The sequence below is a fragment of the Curtobacterium sp. MCJR17_020 genome, assembly GCF_003234365.2.
Classification (GTDB): domain Bacteria; phylum Actinomycetota; class Actinomycetes; order Actinomycetales; family Microbacteriaceae; genus Curtobacterium.
Map to the genome: position 1 here is coordinate 3,299,307 of NZ_CP126260.1, position 16,951 is coordinate 3,316,257.

Here is a 16,951-nt window from a genome sequence, read left to right on the forward strand (position 1 = left end):
TCGGTACGGTCGACCGGGAGGCCCGGCTCCATACGCGCGCATAGACTCGCGTCATGCGCGAACTCGGCTTCCTCACCTTCGTCCCGAACCACGGCGGCACTGCGGGTGCGGCGAGCGCCCTGCAGGACGGTCTGCGGCTGTTCGAGACGGCCGAGACCCTCGGCTACGGCACGGGCTGGGTCCGCGGTCGCCACTTCGAGCCCTTCCTGACGAGCCCGATGACGTTCTTCGCCGCCGCGGCCCAGCGCACGAGCACCATCGCGTTCGGCACCGCGGTGCTCGGCATGCGCTACGAGGACCCGGTGCGCCTCGCCGAGGACGCCAGCACGGTCGACCTGCTGAGCGGTGGGCGCGTGCAGCTCGGCATCAGCACGGGCATCGCCGGGTACGGGCCGATCCTCGACCCGGTGTTCGGCGCCGTCGACCGCTCGTTCCGCGACGAGGCCGAGGCCCGGGCTGCCCGACTGCTCGAGGTGCTCGACGGCGACGCACTCGGCAGCGCGGGGTCTGGCTACGAGAGCATCCCGGCCGGTGCGGACCTGACCCTGCAGCCGCTCAGCCCCAGCCTGCGCGACCGCGTGTGGTGGGGCGGCGGCAGCATGGGTACGGCGGTGCGCACGGCCGAGAAGGGGCTGCTCCTGCACTGCTCGACCCTGAACACCGAGGACACCGGTGCACCCTTCGCCCAGGCGCAGGCCGACCAGATCGCCGCCTACGGCGAGCGGTTCACCGAGCTGCACGGCGGGACCAGCCGCACGTCGAAGGTCGCGGTGGGCCGCATCGTCGTGCCGCTGCTCGACGACCACGACCGCGCGGTGCACGAGGAGTTCCTGACCGGGTACGCGTCGGGCATGGACGACGAGGGCCGACCGCTCTCCGGTCCGCCGTTCCGGTTCAGCAAGGTGCTGTCCGGCGAGCCGGCCGCCATCGTCGATGCACTGCTCGACGACCCCGCCGTCACCGCGACGGACGAGCTCGTGATCACCCTGCCGGCGAACGGGGACGTGGCCGCGCACGAGCGGATCCTGCGCATCGTCGCCGAGGAGATCGCGCCGGCACTGCGGGCCTGAGAACGGATCAGGACATCCGGCGGGCTCAGATCGGATCGGTGAGTCCCGAGAGCCCTGCCGGATGACCATCTCGTCCCTGATCCGCACGGGATGGTGGCACCATCGTTCCACCTACCGAGCGGTTTGTCACACTCAGATGCGCCCTCAGGACGAGAAAGTTGATCATCCGTCACCCGTTTTGCCCGGATCGCACGAAGTCCGTCAACCGGTTCGCCGAACCCCTTCCGGACTGGAAACAGTCGGGACAAACGAATGCGCCCCCGCGCGGACGCGGGGACGCATTCTGGACGCACCGGGGAAGCTGGGGCATCGTCAGCCGGATCAGGAGGCTGAGTCGCACACCCAGCGACCCCGTAGTCGGTGCGTGCGCCGACGGTAACCAGCCGACTGGCGCACATCGATGTTACTCAACAGGCGTCGTCCGTGCGCGGAAACCGGACGAACTGGTCACTCCAGTTCGAGGGCCGCGGTCCCGGACTCGTCGGTGACCGAGGCTCCGACGTGCAGCGTGAAGGTGCCGCGCTCGTACTGCCAGGCTCCGTCCCAGTGCGCGAACGCCCGGGCCGGCACCTCGATCGAGACCTCGGTCGACTCCCCCGCGCCGAGGCGGACCGGGGCGAACCCGACGAGCCAGCGCGCCGGACGGTCGACCGCCGAGGACTCGCGCGAGGCGTAGACCTGCACGACGTGCTTGCCGGCGCGCGGTCCGGTGTTCGCGACCGTCGCCGTGACGATGACCGCGTCGCCCTCGGACACGGTCGGCGTCGCGACCACGCCGTCGATGGTCCACGAGGTGTAGCCGAGGCCGTGCCCGAACGGGTACGCCGGCGTGGTGCCGGCACGGAGCCACGCACGGTAGCCGATGTGGACGCCCTCGTCGTACGAGACCTTGCCGTCGACGGGGGTGACGTCGAGCACGGGCACGTCGGCCATCGCGACCGGCCAGGTGGTGGGCAGACGTCCGCCGGGCTCCTGCGCTCCGGTCAGGACGTCGGCGAGCGCGTTGCCGTACTCCTGCCCACCGAACCAGGTGAGCAGGACCGCGGCGACGTCGTTCCGCCACGGCATCTCCACGGGCGAGCCGGCGTTCACGACGACGACCGTGTTCGGGTTCGCCGCCACGACCGCACGCACCAGGTCGTCCTGGTGCCCGGGCAGCGCGAGCGACGAGCGGTCGTAGCCCTCGGACTCGACCTTCGAGTTCGTGCCGACGACCACCACGGCGACGTCGGCAGTTCGGGCAGCCTCGACCGCCGCATCGATGAGCACCGACGGGTCCTCGTCGGACGGCTCGGTGCCGAACTGGTACGCGAGCACGCCGCCGAGGGTCTCGTCCTGGATGACGTCGTACTCGATGCGGATCGCGACCTGCTGCCTCGAGGTCACCGACACGGGCACCGAACGTGCCGGCGGGTTGAGGAACGCCGCGCCGAGCTGGTCGCCCTCGAAGGGCACGTCCTCGTCGAGCACGAGCTCCCCGTCGATCCACATCCGCGACCGGCCGGCCGCGCCGATGCCGATCCGCACGGTGCCGGTGGACGGCGCGGTGTAGGTCGTGGTGATGTCGAGCCGGTCGGCCTCACGCGTGGGGGCATCGCCGCCGAACCAGAACAGTGCCGTGGCGCGACGGTCCTCGACGTACAGCTCCTCGCCGTCCTTGACGAAGGCGACGCGGGCGCCGGGCTCGCCGGTGCCGGGGTTCGTGATGGTGGACAGCGGGAACTCCGCGATGCCCTCCTGCACGACGGCACCGATCGCGTAGTCCACCGTGGCGCCCGGGAACGCCGAACGGATCCCGTCGAGCGGCGAGACGACCTGCGACGGCACGACCGTGGCCGAGCCACCGCCCTGCGTGCGGGCCTGGTCGGCGTTGTGGCCGATGACGGCGATGCGGGAGACGGCGGGCGCGTCGAGCGGCAGCACGCCGGTGTTGCGGACGAGGACGGTGCCCTCGGCCTCGGCTTCGCGCACGAAGGCGATGCCGTCCTCGACGTGCACCGGCTGCGCGGCCACGGGCTCGAAGCCCTCGAGTGCGCCGACGCGGGCGGCGAGGGTCAGGATGCGGCGGACCTTGCGGTCGATCGCCTCGATCGGCACCGCACCGGACTGCACAGCGGCGAGCAGCGGGCCCTCGCTCCACCACTGGTTCGGTCCGGGCATCGCGACGTCCTGCGACGCCTTCGCCGAGTCGACCGAGCGCACGCCGGTCCAGTCGGACACGACGATGCCGTCGAAGCCCCACTCCGAGTTCAGCGGCGTCTCGAGCAGGTCGTGCTCCGACGCGGTGACGCCGTTGATCGAGTTGTACGACGACATGATCGCCCAGGCGTGCGCCTCGGTCACGGCCTTCTCGAACGCGAGCAGGTACAGCTCGCGCAGCGCACGGTCGGAGACCTCGGTCGACGCGGTGAAGCGGTCGGTCTCGTAGTCGTTCGCGATGTAGTGCTTGGGGGTCGCGGCCACGCCGTTCTCCTGCACACCGTCGACGTACGACGCAGCCAGGTCACCGGTCAGGACCGGGTCCTCGCTGAACGCCTCGAAGTGCCGGCCGCCGAGCGGCGAGCGGTGCAGGTTGATGGTCGGGCCGAGGACGACGTCGACGCCCTTGCGGCGTGCCTCGACGGCTGCTGCGGCGCCGTAGCGCTTCGCGATCGCACGGTCCCACGACGCGCTCAGCGCGGTCGCCGAGGGCAGGTTCAGCGACGGGTCGCGTTCGTCCCAGACCTCACCACGGACGCCCGAGGGGCCGTCCGACATCAGGATCCGGCGCAGCCCGATCTTCTCGATGGGCCAGGTGGTCCAGAAGTCGCGCCCGGTCAGGAGCTGCACCTTCTCGTCGGTGGTCAGCTGGTCGACGAGCGCGTCGATGCGCTCGGCCGTACTGGAGGCAGTGGTCACGTCGTTCACGGTAGTCACGGTGGTCGGTCCTTTCGTTCAGAGCCTGGGGAAGCGTGGTCAGCGCACGCCGCGGATGCGGGACACCGAGACGATGCCGAGCAGTCCGACGACGGCGCCGGTGATGAAGAAGCCGCTGTACCCGCCGGTCAGGGCGATGACGCCCGGGGCCGCAGCGGGGACGATCGACTGGGGCAGCGCCTGCGCGATGTTGACGACGCCGAGGTCCTTCGCGTTGTCCTCGTCGGACGGCAGCACGTCGGTGATGAGCGCCAGGTCGACGGCGTAGAAGACGCCCATGCCGGCACCCATCACGAACTCGCCGACCAGGACCGTGCCGAGCGACGGCGCGAGGGCGATGATCACGAGCCCGACCACGCCGACGATGCCCGCGATCGCGACGAACAGCTTGCGGCGGCCGAGCTTGTCCGACAGCCAGCCGGCGATCAGCGAGGTGAGCACGATGCCGACGACGTTCCACAGCGTTCCCTGGAACACCGCGTTCGCGACGTGGTCGGGGTCCACCCCGATGTCGTCCCGCAGGAAGTACGTCAGGTAGCTCACCGCCGTGTACTGCGCGGCGACCATCAGGAACCGGGTGAGCCACGCCCACCCGAGGTCCGGGTGCTTCACGGGGTTGAAGACGAACGAGCCGAAGACCTGCCCGACGCTGAGCTTCGACGTCGGCCGGTTGGTGAGCACGCGGTCGCGGAACACGAGCGCGTAGAGCACGACGACGATCGACCCGATCGCGCCGGGGATGATCATCTGCGTCGCCGAGGTCGAGAAGAGCTGCACGAGGAACGTGCCGCCGACGAGCGCGAGGTTCTGGGAGAGCCCGAGCAGCGCCGCGACCCGGCCGCGCTGGGACCGCGTGACGTGGTCCGGCAGCACCGCGGTCATGGCGGCGATCGTGGCGTTGTAGGCGATCTGCGTGACGCCCCACGCGATCACCAGCACGACGGTCGAGGTGGTCGTCGCGACGACCACGAGGCCCGCGAAGCCGACCACGGTGCCACCGATGATCCACGGACGACGCATGCCGAGCCTCCCGGCAGTCCGATCGCTGAAGCGACCGGCCAGGGGGTTGGCGACCATCGCGGCGAACGCGCCGACACCGAGTGCCAGGCCGAGCACGCCCGCCTGGTTGTCCGGCGCGATCTCGGCGACCTTGAGCGCCATGGCGACCAGCACCGGCGGCAGCAGCGCGATGTACAGGCCGAGCATCGCGATCGGCATGCCGAGCGTGTACATGAGCGGGGCACCTCGGCCGCGCGTGGGTGCGACTGCGGTCGGGGTGTCGTTGACGGTCAGGGCGTCGTTGGCCACTGCAACCTCTTCTCGGGGACGCCACCTGCACCGGTGACTCGCACGCCTTCATCGGCGGCTCGTGCCACCGTAACACCAAAACCAAACACGGCTAGGTTTTCTGTGTGCACTCCGAGCGGTACAGTCCTGCCATGGCACGACGGGGTTCGTACGCGAAGGGCATCGCGAAGCGCGAGGAGATCCTCACGGTCGCGCTCGACCTCGTCGCTTCGCAGGGCTTCCGCCGCACCAGCATCAAGGACATCGCCGACGCCGTCGGGCTGACGCAGGCCGGCCTGCTGCACTACTTCGACTCCAAGGACGAGCTCTGGGTCGAGATCCTGCGACGACGCGACCAGCTCGACCTCGCCCACGACTGGCGGGCACCCGACCCCGCCGCGCTGCTCGCGGCGATCGTCCGGCACAACGCCGAGGTCCCCGGCCTGGTGCAGATGTTCGTCAACCTGTCCGCCGCCGCTGCGACCGACCCCGAGCACCCCGCCCACGCCTACTTCCAGGAGCGCTACGAGCGCAGCCGTCGCGACCTGTCCGCCGACTTCCGCACCATGCAACAGGACGGACGACTCCGCGCCGACGTCGATGCCGAGGAGCTGACGAGCGTGCTGCTCGCGGTGTCCGACGGCATGCAGATCCAGTGGCTGTTCGACCCGTCGCGGGACATGGCGCAGCACGTCGAGCTCGTCGCCCGCCTCGCGATCGCCCAGGTCGCCCCCACCGCCTGACCGGAGGCACGGCGCGGTCCAGCGCCGCGCCTCCGGTCACGCGACGGTCAGGGCAACCGCACCGAGGCCAGCACGTACGACGCGTCGGCCCAGGCACGAACCTGCGCCTTCGACAGAGGCTCCTCCGGAGAGGTCGACCAATCCGAGATGTTCCGCCCCCGCATCTCACTCGCGAGATGTTCGAGCACGTCACGCTTCGACTCAGTCGCCAATGCCGCGCCGTGCTGTTCCGCGCCGGGGACGTCGGCGAGCTCGGTCAGGTAGGCCTGGCAGAACCAATCGGCCGCTTCTGCTCGCAGGTACGGGCTCTCGAGCGTGGCGTACCAGCGACGGAGGAACTCGTCGTACGGCCCTGAGTCCCGCATGAAGCCTCCGGACGCGAACAGGAGTTCGCGAACCCGCTGCGGGGTGAGCCCACGAGCTTGCTGCACGGCGTCACCGATCTTGCCCGCGTCGACCAGGTCAGCGATGCCGCTCATTTCACCCATCCGTTGCTGATGTGGCCACCCGTTGATGTCCGGACGGTGATCGTCCGGCCCTTGTACCCCCAGGTGTAGTCGATGTGGTCGCGAGCTTTCGAAGAGCGTCCATTGACCACGGCCTTGCTCATCAGATCAGCCACCTTCGCTCGCGTCGTCCCCCCGACGTAGCGCCAATTGTGCTTCGACGCCATGATGTGCGTCCACTTCTTCGTTGCGAGCGAGAGAGCGTACTTCTTCGCTGCGCTCTGGATCGCGGCCTTCGAGAACTGACGGATGGCCATCTGGATCCCCACGCGTGCCAGCACCACGAGGATGAGCGGAAGCACCTGAGCTTCGGCTACCGATGTGTCGATGAAGTGTGTTTCACCGGTCGAATCAGACGTCAGCAGCGCCGAGAAGTTCTCGTCATCGACGATCGTGACGTCACTGATCGAGTACGTGTCCTGGAGGACCTCGCCCTCCTGCTCTGTCTCGACACGCACCTCGTCGATCTCGTAGGCGTCGATCGACACGACGGCCTCACCCTCGAGCCCGAGCTCAGACTCGATCTGAGTCGCGACCGACGCCTCGTCGGCTGGCATCCCCTGCATGTCCACAGACACATCGACGACTGCTTCGCCCTGGTCGGGCTCCAGCGATTCTGCAGAGGCCGGTGTGACGAGGCCGAAGACCATGGCCACGGTCACGAGGATGCCGACGGGCGCTGCCCGCTTGAAGAGCTTCATTGCTTGTTCCTTTCGGTGCACCGCAGCACTGGGACGCCGCGGTCGTCTCGGAGCCCGCGACGCTGCGCGTCACGGATCAGGTCGCTTCGCGATGCGGACGGCGGACCGCACCGGACCACCGCAGCGGCGGCAGAAGCCGCAGCGATGCTGGTACCGGAGATCACCCGTCCATCTCCGAGGTCGACTTCCACGCCGAGCGCGCTGACGTCACCGTCGCGCGGCGATGTCGCGGCCCGCGCCAAGGCTTCGTCGACGCTCGACACGGAGAGCACGGACTCGTGATCCGCAGGGAACGACGATGCACCGACCAACTCGTTCCGCAGGCTGCTCACCACGAGGACGCCGTTGTGGTCGGCGTGACGCAACGCCTGTCGGAGGGTGACCGAGTCAGAACGACCGCTGAGCGCTATCAACACGATGTCGACTCCTCGGCCCACGGCCCAGTCGAGCCCTTGTGCGATCGAATCCGGGGTCGCCGCGTGACCCGGAGTCGCCACCCGGACGTCCAGGAGCGACGGCGCAGCATCCCCGAGCTTTCCGATCACTGCGGCGAGGAGATCGGCGTGTCCATCAACAGGCTCGCTCGGAAGGCCGGGAACGGTCCACGAGCCAGCCACCGAGAACTGGACCTTGCCCGCTGGCTTCATGCCCCCGTCGATGATCGCGATACTCCGGTCGCTGCTTGATCGAGTCGGCGTCCAGTCAGACACATGCGCGCAGCCGGCGACAGCCAGCAGCGTCATGACCGCGACTGCGCCGCATCCCCATCGAAGCATGAGATCGAGACTGTCATACGACACGTGAGATCTGAAATCCTGCAGGCACATTGCCAAGCGGGGTACGGACAGGGCCTGGCCGGGTCAGCCGACACCGGGCAGGATGGGCCATGCCCGAAGGGCGACCCGACGACGATGTGGAGTGACGCGATGACGCGTGTAGTGGTGACCGGCGGCAGCGGCAAGCTCGGACGAGCGGTGGTGCGTGACCTCGATGCGCACGGGTACGACGTGGTGCTGCTCGACCGCGTGCCCTCCCCTGACCAGCCCGAGGGCGTGCAGTTCGTCCGGATCGACCTGACCGACTACGGCCAGGTCCTGAACGCCCTGCTCGGCATCGACGACCGGTACGACCACGTGGACGCCGTCGTGCACCTCGCGGCCGTCCCCGCACCTGGGCAGGTGCCGGACGTGGCGCTCATCACGAACAACGTCACGGCGTCGATCAACGTCTTCCACGCCGCTCGCGCCGCGAAGATCAAGAACCTGGTGTGGGCGTCGAGCGAGACCCTGCTCGGCATCCCGATGGGCGAGCACCACCCGCCCTACCTGCCCGTCGACGAGGAGTTCGCGGTCCGTCCGCAGTCGTCGTACTCGCTCGGCAAGGCCGTGGAGGAGGAGATGGCCCGCCACTTCACCCGCTGGGACCCGGAGCTGAAGATGATCGGCCTGCGGTTCTCGAACGTGATGGACGAGACCGACTACCCCGCGTTCCCGTGGGACGCCACCCCCGAGGCGAAGACCTTCAACCTGTGGTCGTACATCGACTCGCGTGACGGCGCCCAGGCGGTCCGCAAGGCCGTCGAGGCTGAGCTCACCGGGTTCGAGGCGTTCGTCATCGCGAGCCCCGACACCGTGATGGACACCCCGACGATCGAGCTCGTCGAGCGCTACGTGCCCGACATCGAGCGTCGTGCGGACATCGACGGCGTCAGCTCGCTGCTGTCGTCCGAGAAGGCTCGCGAGCTGCTCGGCTACGCCCCGGAGCACAGCTGGCGCGACGGGCGCTGACAGCGCCCGCGACCGCGGCTACGTCGGCAGCAACAGCCCGTCGAGCACCAGGTCGCGCGCCGCCGGCAGCAGGTCGGCAGCGAGCACCTGCTCGTCGACACCCGTGATCTGCGCGAGCGCGCCGACGATCGCGGCGACGGACAACTCCCCGTCGCAGGCTCCGACGAACGCGGCGAGCGCCGTGTCCGCGTCCACCCGCCGTCCGAGTCCGCCGCCCTGCACGAGCGTCATCACCGTCGGGTCGTCGTTGCCCGGCCAGTAGTAGCGCTCCTCGGTGACGTCGCCCGCCACCGTCAGGTGCGCCACGGCGAGCGCGGCGTCGTCGTGGTCGGCGAGCCAGGCGGCCGCGTCGAGGACGCGAGCGACCGTGGCACCGAGCCCTGCGGGGTTGGAGCCGAGCGTCTCGGGGACGCGCTCGAACCGGCGGAGGCTCGCCGTTCCTCCTGGCAGGGCTCGACGCACCACGACGTACCCGAAGCCGACGCCGGTGACGCGGCGGTCCGCGAAGTCGTCGAGCCAGGCGCCCATCAGCGTGTCGAACTCGGGTGTTCCGGGCTTCGTACCGCCGTCGCGGATCCAGGTCTCGGCGTACGACGTGGGGTCCTGGCGCTCGCGCTCGATGACCCACGCATCGAGGTCGGTGTCCGCGAACCAGCTGCGCACGCGGTCGAGGCCGTCGACGCCCCAGTGGTACTCCCAGTTGCCGAGCAGCTGCGCGGTCCCACCGGGCTCGAGGTGCTCGGACAGGCCACGGAGCACGGTCTCGACGAGCGCGTCGCCGACCATGCCGCCGTCGCGGTACTCGTACGAGGGGACGCCCGGCCGGCGAGGTGTGATGACGAACGGCGGGTTCGACACGATGCGGTCGAACCGCTCCCCCGCGACGGGCTCGAAGAGGGAGCCGTACCGGAAGTCGATCCCGTCGATGCCGTTCAGCTGCGCGTTGAAACGGGCGATGTCGAGGGCGCGGCGCGAGATGTCCGTGGCGACCACGTGCTCGGCGAAGCGCCGGGCGTGCATGGCCTGGATCCCGCATCCGGTGCCGAGGTCGAGCACCGTGCGGACGGGGACGGGGACCTGCAGGCCGCTCAGGGTGGTGGTGGCGCCGCCGATGCCGAGGACGTGCTCCTCGCTGATCGCGTGGCCGAGGGCGAGCTCGCCGAGGTCCGAGACGATCCACCAGCTGCCGGCGCCGAGGTCGTCGACGAAGGCGTAGGGACGCAGGTCGACCGTCGGGCGGACGTCGTCTCCGTCTGCCGTCAGCAGCCCTGCCGCGACCACGACGTCGAGCCCGGCGGACGGGAACGCGGCTGCGGCGTCCGCGCGGGACGTCGGCAGTCCGAGCACGAACAGGGTGGCGAGGGTGCCGAGCGGGGATGTCTCACGAGCACCCAGGGCACGGAGGGCCGCCACTCGCGACCCCCGGTGCAGCGATGCGGCCGCTTCGGTCCCCCAGAGTGCGTCGACCCGGTCGACGGTGAAGCCGGCGGCGTCGAGGTCCGCGGCGAGCGCCGTCGTCACTGCCGGGTCAGCACCGATGTCGGGCAGCCGGTGCACGGCCACCCCCGCGCCGGCGGCGGCACCCGCGCCGGCGGCGGCACCCGCGCCGGGCACCGTGCTCACGACTCGATCCCGTCGCGGAGCAGCGCCGCGGGCACCTGCCAGTCGAGCACCAGGTCGAGCAGCCCCGGGAACCGCTGCTGCACGTCCTCGATGCGGACCCGGCTGATCCGGGTCAGACCCTCGAGGTGCTGTTCGAGCAGTCCGGCCTCGCGCAGGACCCGGAAGTGGTGGGTGAGCGTGGACTTCGGTCGGTCGATGCCGACCCAGCCGCAGCTCCGTTCACCACCGGCCGCGTCGACGAGGTAGCGGTGCAGGATCGCCAACCGGATCGGGTCGCTCAGGGCGTCCAGGACGACGGGGAGGTCCATCTCGGCCACGGCCGGCTGGGGCAGCCGCTCGGGGGCATCGACGTGCGCGGGCATGGACGGGACGCTACCACCGTTCGGCTTGCTGTACGACTTGCGTCGTACAGCGGACTGCGGTACGAATGCACTCGTACAACGGACCATCGGAAGGATGCTCATGCAGCAGTCAGCTCGCTCGGTTGTCGGGTTCTGGATCCTCGCGGCGATGCTCCTGGTGTCGGTCGCGTCGTCCGCGGTCCCCTCGCCGATCTACCCGGTCTACGCCGCCGAGTGGCACCTCACGCCGCTCATGCTGACCGGCGTCTTCGCCATCTACGTCGCCGGGCTGCTCGCGAGCCTGCTGATCGCCGGCCGACTGTCCGACCACGTCGGCCGCAAGCCCGTGCTCGTCGCCGGTGGGCTCGGCGTCGCCCTGTCGCTCGGGCTCTTCGCGATCGCGGACGGCGTCGGTGCGCTCATCGTCGACCGCATCGTGCAGGGCGTCTCCGTCGGCCTCCTGATCGGTGCACTCGGAGCGGCCCTCATCGACAACTCGCTCGAGCGGCACCCGACCCTGGCCGGCGTGCTGAACGGCGTCATCCCGCCGATCGCACTCGCCACCGGCGCGATGTCCAGCGGTGCGCTCGTCCAGTGGGGTCCGGCGCCGGAGCAGCTCGTCTACCTGGTCTTCGGTGCGCTGCTCGTGCTCCTCGTGCTGGCACTGTTCGTGGTCCCCGAGCTGGTCCAACGGCGCCCCGGAGCACTCCGTTCGCTGCGCCCGACGATCAGCGTGCCGCGGAGCTCGCGTCGACTGTTCCGCGGGGTCGTCGGTTCCCTCGTCGCCAGCTGGGCGCTCGGCGGGATGTTCCTCTCATTCGTCCCCTCGGCCCTCGGTGCGGTGTTCGGCATCACGAACCACTTCGCGGCCGGCGCACTCATCGCCGTCGTCACGGGCGTCGGCGCACTGACCGGGCTCGCGACGCAGCGGATGGATGCTCGTCGCGCCGTGCTCGTCGGGCTCGTCGCCCTGGTGCTCGGCCCCATCGTGACCGTGGCGTTCGTGATGGCCCACTCACTGCCCGGGCTCGTCGTCGGCAGTGCGATCGCCGGCGTCGGCTTCGGTGCCGGGTTCCAGGCACCGCTGCGGATGCTGCTCGCGACCGCGGCACCGACACACCGCGCCGGACTGCTCTCGACGATCTACGTCGTCAGCTACCTGGCGTTCGGGGTCCCCGCCGTCATCGGTGGGCTGCTCGAACCGTCGATCGGACTCGTCCCCGTCATCGCCGGGTACGGCGGGTTCATCGTCCTCGCGGCCGTCGTCGCGCTCGTGCTGCAGCTGGTGTCGAAGGACGCGGCCGCCGTCGAGGAGCAGGCCGCCGAGGTCATCGAGCGCACCGCCACCGGCTCGATCCGCGTCGCGGCGGAGTAGGCGGGCCGTCCGCTTGGTGCGAGGTTGGTGCGAGGTTGACCACACGGTGCGAGGCCACAGCACCGCACGGAGTGATCAACCTCGCACCAGCCGACGGCTAGTGCCCCGGGTGCGCCGAGTTCGCGCCGCGCGCCCGTCCACGAGCACGCACGCCGACCGTCCGAGCAGCACCCGTGTGGGCGGCGTCGACGTCGGCCTTGCCCCGGTCGGCAGCATCGCGCAGGCGCTTCGGTCCGTGCCGCTTGGCCCAGTCCCAGAAGCGGTGCAGCTGCGCCTTGAGCCACACGATGATCTTGTGGAAGAAGTGGAACTCGCTCGCCAGCACCGTGAGTCCGATGAACACCACGAGCCACCCCGGCCCGGGCAGCGGCACCAGGATGAGTCCGATGATGACGACCAGCCCGCCGACGATGCCGACGAGGACCTTGTAGAACAGGTGCAGGTGCGGCCTGGCGTGGATCCAGGTCCGCATGTCGTGGAACCACTGGAAGCGCTGACGCGGCGCACCGTCGGTCCGGCTCTCGCCGGGTCCGTCGTTCGGGTCGCCATCCATGCCGAAAACGTAGGGCGTGCGGCTGGGAATCCGCGGCGCACGCGGTGGACGCGCGGTGCGCGTGATGGAGGACGTGTGGCGGGGATGCGCCGTGCCTCCCGTCCGTCAGCGGGTGTCCGCCGGGAGGCCCGTCATGCGTGGGCGACGCACGTCGCGGCCCACGGGACGGCGGCCAATCGGGCCGCTGGGATCGGTTCGCCGCCGACCGCGCAGGTTCCGTAGGTGCCGGCGTCGAGCCGCGCGAGCGCGGCGTCCACCTGCTCGATCCGCTGCCGGGCCGCGTCACGGACGGCGCCGAGCGAGCCGCGCTCCCACGCGAGGGTCGCGCCCTCGGGGTCGTGCTCGTCGTCGGAGTTGGCGTCCTGGCGGGCGTCACTGACGTCGCGCATGCTCCGCTCGACGTCGGCGAGCAGCCGTTCGTTGCGGGCGCGTTCCGTGTCGAGTGCAGTGCGGGGGTCGTCCATGGCGGACACCGTAGTCGTGACGGAATGCCCGACTCTCCGGATGCGTTTGCATCGACATGACCAAGATCGGGTTCCTGTCGTTCGGACACTGGCGCGACGTGCCGGGGTCGAGGGTGCGCAGCGGGAGTGAGTCCCTGGTGCAGGCGATCGACCTCGCGGTCGCTGCCGAAGAGGCCGGCGTCGACGGCGCCTACTTCCGCGTGCACCACTTCGCACCGCAGCAGGCCGCACCGTTCCCCCTGCTGTCCGCGATCGCCGCGAAGACCAGCCGGATCGAGATCGGGACCGGCGTGATCGACATGCGCTACGAGAACCCGCTGTACATGGCGGAAGAGGCAGCGGCGACCGACCTGATCTCCGGCGGACGACTGCAGCTCGGCGTCTCCCGTGGCTCACCCGAGACCGCCCTCGCCGGTTACCAGCAGTTCGGCTACGTGCCGGACGCGTCCGACGAGAACGGCGGGGACATGGCCCGCGCGCACACCAGCGTGTTCCGTCGTGCCATCGCCGGCGAGCCGATGGCCAACGCCAACCCGCAGATGACCGGCTCGGTCGGATCGTTGCCGATCTCCCCGCTCTCCGACTCGCTCGGCGACCGCATCTGGTGGGGTGCCGGCACCCGGGCCACCGCCGAGTGGACGGCCGAGCAGGGCATGAACCTGATGTCGTCGACCCTGCTCACCGAGGACACCGGCGTGCCGTTCGACGAACTGCAGGCCGAACAGATCGAGCGCTTCCGCCGAGTGTGGGCAGAGTCGGGCTGGGAGCGGACCCCGCGCGTCTCCGTCTCCCGCAGCATCATCCCGATCATCGACGACGAGTCACGGCACTACTTCGGCGTCCGCGCACAGGTCGAGGGGCAGGACCAGGTCGGACACCTCGACGGCGGTCTGGCACGCTTCGGCCGGTCCTACATCGGGTCGCCCGAGGACCTCGTCGCGGAGCTGGCGGCCGACCAGGCGGTCCGCGCTGCCGACACCGTGCTCGTCACGGTGCCGAACCAGCTCGGCGTCGACTTCAACGCGCGGCTGCTGGCCGCTGTCGCCGGCGTGATGCGTGAGGTCGACGCGGCACCCGTCCCCGCCTGACCCGCTTATTCAGGCACTGACGGTCGGCGGCAGCGTCTCCGCCGTCGGCGTCGGCGTCGACGTCGACGTCGGCCAGATCAGCCGGAAGCGCTCGCAGACCACCGGCATGTCCGGTTCGAAGCCGCGCGGGTTCTCGGAGTGCTCACGCCAGTACGCCTCGTGCACCGTCCGCCAGTGGTCGAGAGTCCGGTCGCCTTCGCCTTCGGCGCGCGCGTGCTCGGCCCCGACGGAGTCGAACGGGACGATCCGGACGTCCGTCGTCTCGATGACGGCTCGGGGAACACCGGCGCCGTCGGTCACGATGCTGCACTCACCGGTCGCGGGGAGCGGGTCACCCATCGCCTCGTAGTCCCAGAGCGATGACGCCGTGCCGTCCTTGACCCCGCGGAGCACCAGGCCGAGCAGCTCGTCCGCCTGCTCCGGAGTTGCACCGAACGACCACGCCTCCGGCACCTCGGTCGGCAGTTCCGGGGCCTCGCCCCGCCGCGCGTTCCAGAAGCCGTCGAGGGTCGTGGTCACCAGCCGACCGTAGCGCACCGCCGGGTGTCCGCACTTGTGCCGACACCCGCCTTGGGACTGTGGCAGGACCGTCCCGACTCGTACCGTCGAGGAGCACCGTCCCCCGCACCTCGAGGAGTCCCCGTGACACTGCCGGCCGCAGGCTGGTTCCCGGACCCGCAGGACGCCAGCCGTCTCCGCTGGTGGGACGGTCACGCCTGGGGTGCCGCTACCCGGGTCGTGGCGAGCGCACCGGAGCCGATCCTGCCGGTCGCCGTCGCACCCGTCGGACCCTCGTTCTCGGTGCACACGGCCTCGATCCGGACGCACGCGTGGGCGTCCGGCGGCGGTCGCGACCGACGGCTGTGCGTGTTCACGGTGCTCGCGGTGCTGCTGGCCCTGACGTCGATCCTCATCAACCCGCTGGGTGCCTGCAGCTTGCTCGCGCTCGTGTGCGGGTTCGTCGGTGTCGTCCGCCCCGGTGCGACCGGCGGGTGGGCGGTCGCCGCGAGGAGCGCATCCTCGAGCGCGGTGGTGGTGGCGGTCGCGACGGGCGCGGTGGCGGCGTCGGCCCAGTTCCACCTCTTCTGACGCAGAACGCCGCACGAACCAGCCGCAGCTCGTGGCAACCGTCGCCAGATGTTGAGATCGAACAGCCCTGTCATGCAGTATTCCAGCATGATCGCACCCATGTTCGTCGGACTCTTCGTCGGGTTCGCCCTGTCCACGGCCGGGGAATTCACCGATCGGTGGGCCTCGAGGCTCCTGCGTGTCCTGCCGATCGTCCTGTGGTTCGGATGGCTGGTCAGCGTGATGCCGAACGGGGTCTCCGACGTCGAGCTGCGCCTCCTCGGTGTCGCGATGTTCGGTCTCCTGACCGGGATGTTCCTCGCCTGGGCCTCGTTCGGCCATCGTGCGCGTCGCCGCCGGGGGCACTCGAGCTGATGCGTGGCGGAAGGGTCTCGCCTTCGTGGGCGAGACGCTTCCGCCGCGCCCGCTACCGCCGCGCCCGCGGATGCGCCGTCTGGTACACGTCCCGCAGCATGTCCGCCGTGACCATCGTGTAGATCTGGGTCGTCGCGACGCTCGCGTGCCCGAGCAACTCCTGCACCACACGCACATCGGCGCCGCCCTCGAGCAGGTGCGTCGCGAACGAGTGCCGGAAGGTGTGCGGCGACACGTGCGCCTCGAGGCCCGCCGCCGCTGCCGCCGACTGGATCACGAGCCACGCGCTCTGCCGTGACAGCCGGGCACCCCGGGCGCCGAGGAACAGCGCCGGCGTCGAGGCCCCTCGTGCCGCGAACACCGGCCGGGCCCGCACCAGGTAAGCATCGATCGCAGCCCGCGCGAAACTGCCGAGCGGCACGACCCGCTGCTTGTTGCCCTTGCCGGTGACCTTCACGACGGCGAGGCCATCGGCGTCCGGAGCCGAGTCGTCGGACAACGTGGTCACATCGTCCACCGACAACCCCACCGCCTCGGAGATCCGCGCGCCGGTGGCGTAGAGCAGTTCGAGCAGGGCCTTGTCACGCAGCTGGACGGGGTCGTCGGCGTCGACGGACACCGCGCCCAGCAGCTGCTCCATGTCCTCCACCGAGATCGCCTTCGGCAGCCGCATCGGGGCCTTCGGCGGCCGGACGGCGGTACCGGGGTCGAGCGGCAGCCAGCCCTCCCCCGCCGCGAAGGCGGTGAACGACCGCACCGAGCTGAGCATCCGGGCGATCGATCTCGGTGCCAGCGGACCGTCCGGCTTCGTCGCCAGGTAGGTCACGAACTCCGAGACGTCCGCACGCGCCAACCGCCCGACGTCGTCCATCGCAGACGCCCCGCCGGCTCGGTCGGCACCGTCGGAGTCGACCACCGGAGCCGTTGCGAGCCACGAGGTGAACACCGCCAGGTCTCGCCGGTACGCCGACAGGGTGTGCTGCGACAGGCCGCGCTCAATCGCGACGTGCCGCAGGTACGTCTCCGTGGCACGGTCGAGCGGAATCACGACAGC

The 16,951-nt window shown here is 70.3% G+C and carries 18 protein-coding genes; 7 read left to right on the plus strand and 11 right to left on the minus strand.

The annotated features are described in order from the left end of the window. The first annotated feature begins 53 nt into the window (after window positions 1-53). Window positions 54-1,070: an LLM class flavin-dependent oxidoreductase gene (locus DEJ14_RS15725; RefSeq protein WP_111086570.1), complete on the plus strand. Its 1,017-nt coding sequence runs from the start codon at window positions 54-56 to the stop codon at window positions 1,068-1,070. Window positions 1,071-1,517: 447 nt separating this feature from the next. Here DEJ14_RS15725 and DEJ14_RS15730 read toward each other — a convergent pair whose 3' ends face one another. Both DEJ14_RS15730 and DEJ14_RS15735 read right to left on the minus strand, forming a co-directional pair. Next, a complete protein-coding gene (locus DEJ14_RS15730) occupies window positions 1,518-3,977 on the minus strand; it encodes a glycoside hydrolase family 3 protein (protein ID WP_258373364.1) in 2,460 nt (819 codons plus the stop codon). A 48-nt stretch (window positions 3,978-4,025) separates the two neighbouring features. Next, window positions 4,026-5,294 (minus strand): MFS transporter, encoded by a 1,269-nt coding sequence (locus DEJ14_RS15735; RefSeq protein ID WP_258373365.1) that lies wholly within the window; start codon window positions 5,292-5,294, stop codon window positions 4,026-4,028. Between the two features lie 131 nt (window positions 5,295-5,425). On the opposite strand from DEJ14_RS15735, the gene DEJ14_RS15740 reads away from it, so the two are divergent. Beyond that, window positions 5,426-6,016 carry a TetR/AcrR family transcriptional regulator gene (locus DEJ14_RS15740; RefSeq protein WP_111086572.1) on the plus strand — a complete coding sequence of 197 codons (591 nt, stop codon included), beginning with the start codon at window positions 5,426-5,428 and terminating at the stop codon, window positions 6,014-6,016. Window positions 6,017-6,063: 47 nt separating this feature from the next. Here DEJ14_RS15740 and DEJ14_RS15745 read toward each other — a convergent pair whose 3' ends face one another. The 3 genes from DEJ14_RS15745 to DEJ14_RS15755 are packed head-to-tail and all read right to left on the minus strand — an operon-like array spanning window position 6,064 to window position 7,966. Next, window positions 6,064-6,495: a hypothetical protein gene (locus tag DEJ14_RS15745; RefSeq protein ID WP_111086573.1), complete on the minus strand. Its 432-nt coding sequence runs from the start codon at window positions 6,493-6,495 to the stop codon at window positions 6,064-6,066. Then, entirely contained in the window at window positions 6,492-7,223 is a 732-nt protein-coding gene (locus DEJ14_RS15750; protein WP_111086574.1) for an SAR2788 family putative toxin, read from the minus strand. The genes DEJ14_RS15745 and DEJ14_RS15750 overlap by 4 nt, the downstream gene beginning before the upstream one ends. Beyond that, complete coding sequence (locus DEJ14_RS15755; RefSeq protein ID WP_111086575.1) at window positions 7,220-7,966, minus strand: S8 family serine peptidase; 747 nt, start codon at window positions 7,964-7,966, stop codon at window positions 7,220-7,222. Before DEJ14_RS15755 ends, DEJ14_RS15750 begins: the two co-directional genes overlap by 4 nt. A 183-nt stretch (window positions 7,967-8,149) precedes the next feature. On the opposite strand from DEJ14_RS15755, the gene DEJ14_RS15760 reads away from it, so the two are divergent. Further along, a complete protein-coding gene (locus DEJ14_RS15760) occupies window positions 8,150-9,010 on the plus strand; it encodes an NAD-dependent epimerase/dehydratase family protein (RefSeq protein WP_111086594.1) in 861 nt (286 codons plus the stop codon). Between the two features lie 18 nt (window positions 9,011-9,028). On the opposite strand, the gene DEJ14_RS15765 is transcribed toward DEJ14_RS15760, so the two are convergent. Together DEJ14_RS15765 and DEJ14_RS15770 are read right to left on the minus strand one after the other, a co-directional pair. After that, on the minus strand, window positions 9,029-10,573 hold the full coding sequence (locus DEJ14_RS15765) for a DUF7059 domain-containing protein (protein WP_502868835.1): 1,545 nt from the start codon (window positions 10,571-10,573) through the stop codon (window positions 9,029-9,031). Window positions 10,574-10,629: 56 nt separating this feature from the next. Next, window positions 10,630-10,995: an ArsR/SmtB family transcription factor gene (locus DEJ14_RS15770; protein WP_111086576.1), complete on the minus strand. Its 366-nt coding sequence runs from the start codon at window positions 10,993-10,995 to the stop codon at window positions 10,630-10,632. A gap of 100 nt (window positions 10,996-11,095) precedes the next feature. Between DEJ14_RS15770 and DEJ14_RS15775 the strand changes: the two genes are divergently transcribed. Beyond that, the gene (locus tag DEJ14_RS15775; protein WP_111086577.1) at window positions 11,096-12,349 is read left to right on the plus strand and encodes an MFS transporter; all 1,254 of its coding nucleotides are present in this window, start codon (window positions 11,096-11,098) and stop codon (window positions 12,347-12,349) included. 97 nt (window positions 12,350-12,446) lie between these two features. Here DEJ14_RS15775 and DEJ14_RS15780 read toward each other — a convergent pair whose 3' ends face one another. Then, complete coding sequence (locus DEJ14_RS15780; RefSeq protein ID WP_258373366.1) at window positions 12,447-12,902, minus strand: TIGR02611 family protein; 456 nt, start codon at window positions 12,900-12,902, stop codon at window positions 12,447-12,449. A gap of 131 nt (window positions 12,903-13,033) precedes the next feature. After that, window positions 13,034-13,366: a TraR/DksA family transcriptional regulator gene (locus DEJ14_RS15785; RefSeq protein ID WP_111086578.1), complete on the minus strand. Its 333-nt coding sequence runs from the start codon at window positions 13,364-13,366 to the stop codon at window positions 13,034-13,036. 56 nt (window positions 13,367-13,422) lie between these two features. Between DEJ14_RS15785 and DEJ14_RS15790 the strand changes: the two genes are divergently transcribed. After that, complete coding sequence (locus DEJ14_RS15790; RefSeq protein WP_502868767.1) at window positions 13,423-14,454, plus strand: LLM class flavin-dependent oxidoreductase; 1,032 nt, start codon at window positions 13,423-13,425, stop codon at window positions 14,452-14,454. 9 nt (window positions 14,455-14,463) lie between these two features. Here DEJ14_RS15790 and DEJ14_RS15795 read toward each other — a convergent pair whose 3' ends face one another. Beyond that, window positions 14,464-14,973 carry an ASCH domain-containing protein gene (locus tag DEJ14_RS15795; RefSeq protein ID WP_258373368.1) on the minus strand — a complete coding sequence of 170 codons (510 nt, stop codon included), beginning with the start codon at window positions 14,971-14,973 and terminating at the stop codon, window positions 14,464-14,466. A gap of 123 nt (window positions 14,974-15,096) precedes the next feature. Between DEJ14_RS15795 and DEJ14_RS15800 the strand changes: the two genes are divergently transcribed. After that, window positions 15,097-15,543 (plus strand): DUF2510 domain-containing protein, encoded by a 447-nt coding sequence (locus DEJ14_RS15800; RefSeq protein WP_111086581.1) that lies wholly within the window; start codon window positions 15,097-15,099, stop codon window positions 15,541-15,543. An 87-nt stretch (window positions 15,544-15,630) separates the two neighbouring features. After that, window positions 15,631-15,897: a hypothetical protein gene (locus DEJ14_RS15805; protein WP_111086582.1), complete on the plus strand. Its 267-nt coding sequence runs from the start codon at window positions 15,631-15,633 to the stop codon at window positions 15,895-15,897. Window positions 15,898-15,949: 52 nt separating this feature from the next. Here DEJ14_RS15805 and DEJ14_RS15810 read toward each other — a convergent pair whose 3' ends face one another. Next, window positions 15,950-16,942: a site-specific tyrosine recombinase XerD gene (locus tag DEJ14_RS15810; protein ID WP_111086597.1), complete on the minus strand. Its 993-nt coding sequence runs from the start codon at window positions 16,940-16,942 to the stop codon at window positions 15,950-15,952. Between the last annotated feature and the right edge of the window lie 9 nt (window positions 16,943-16,951).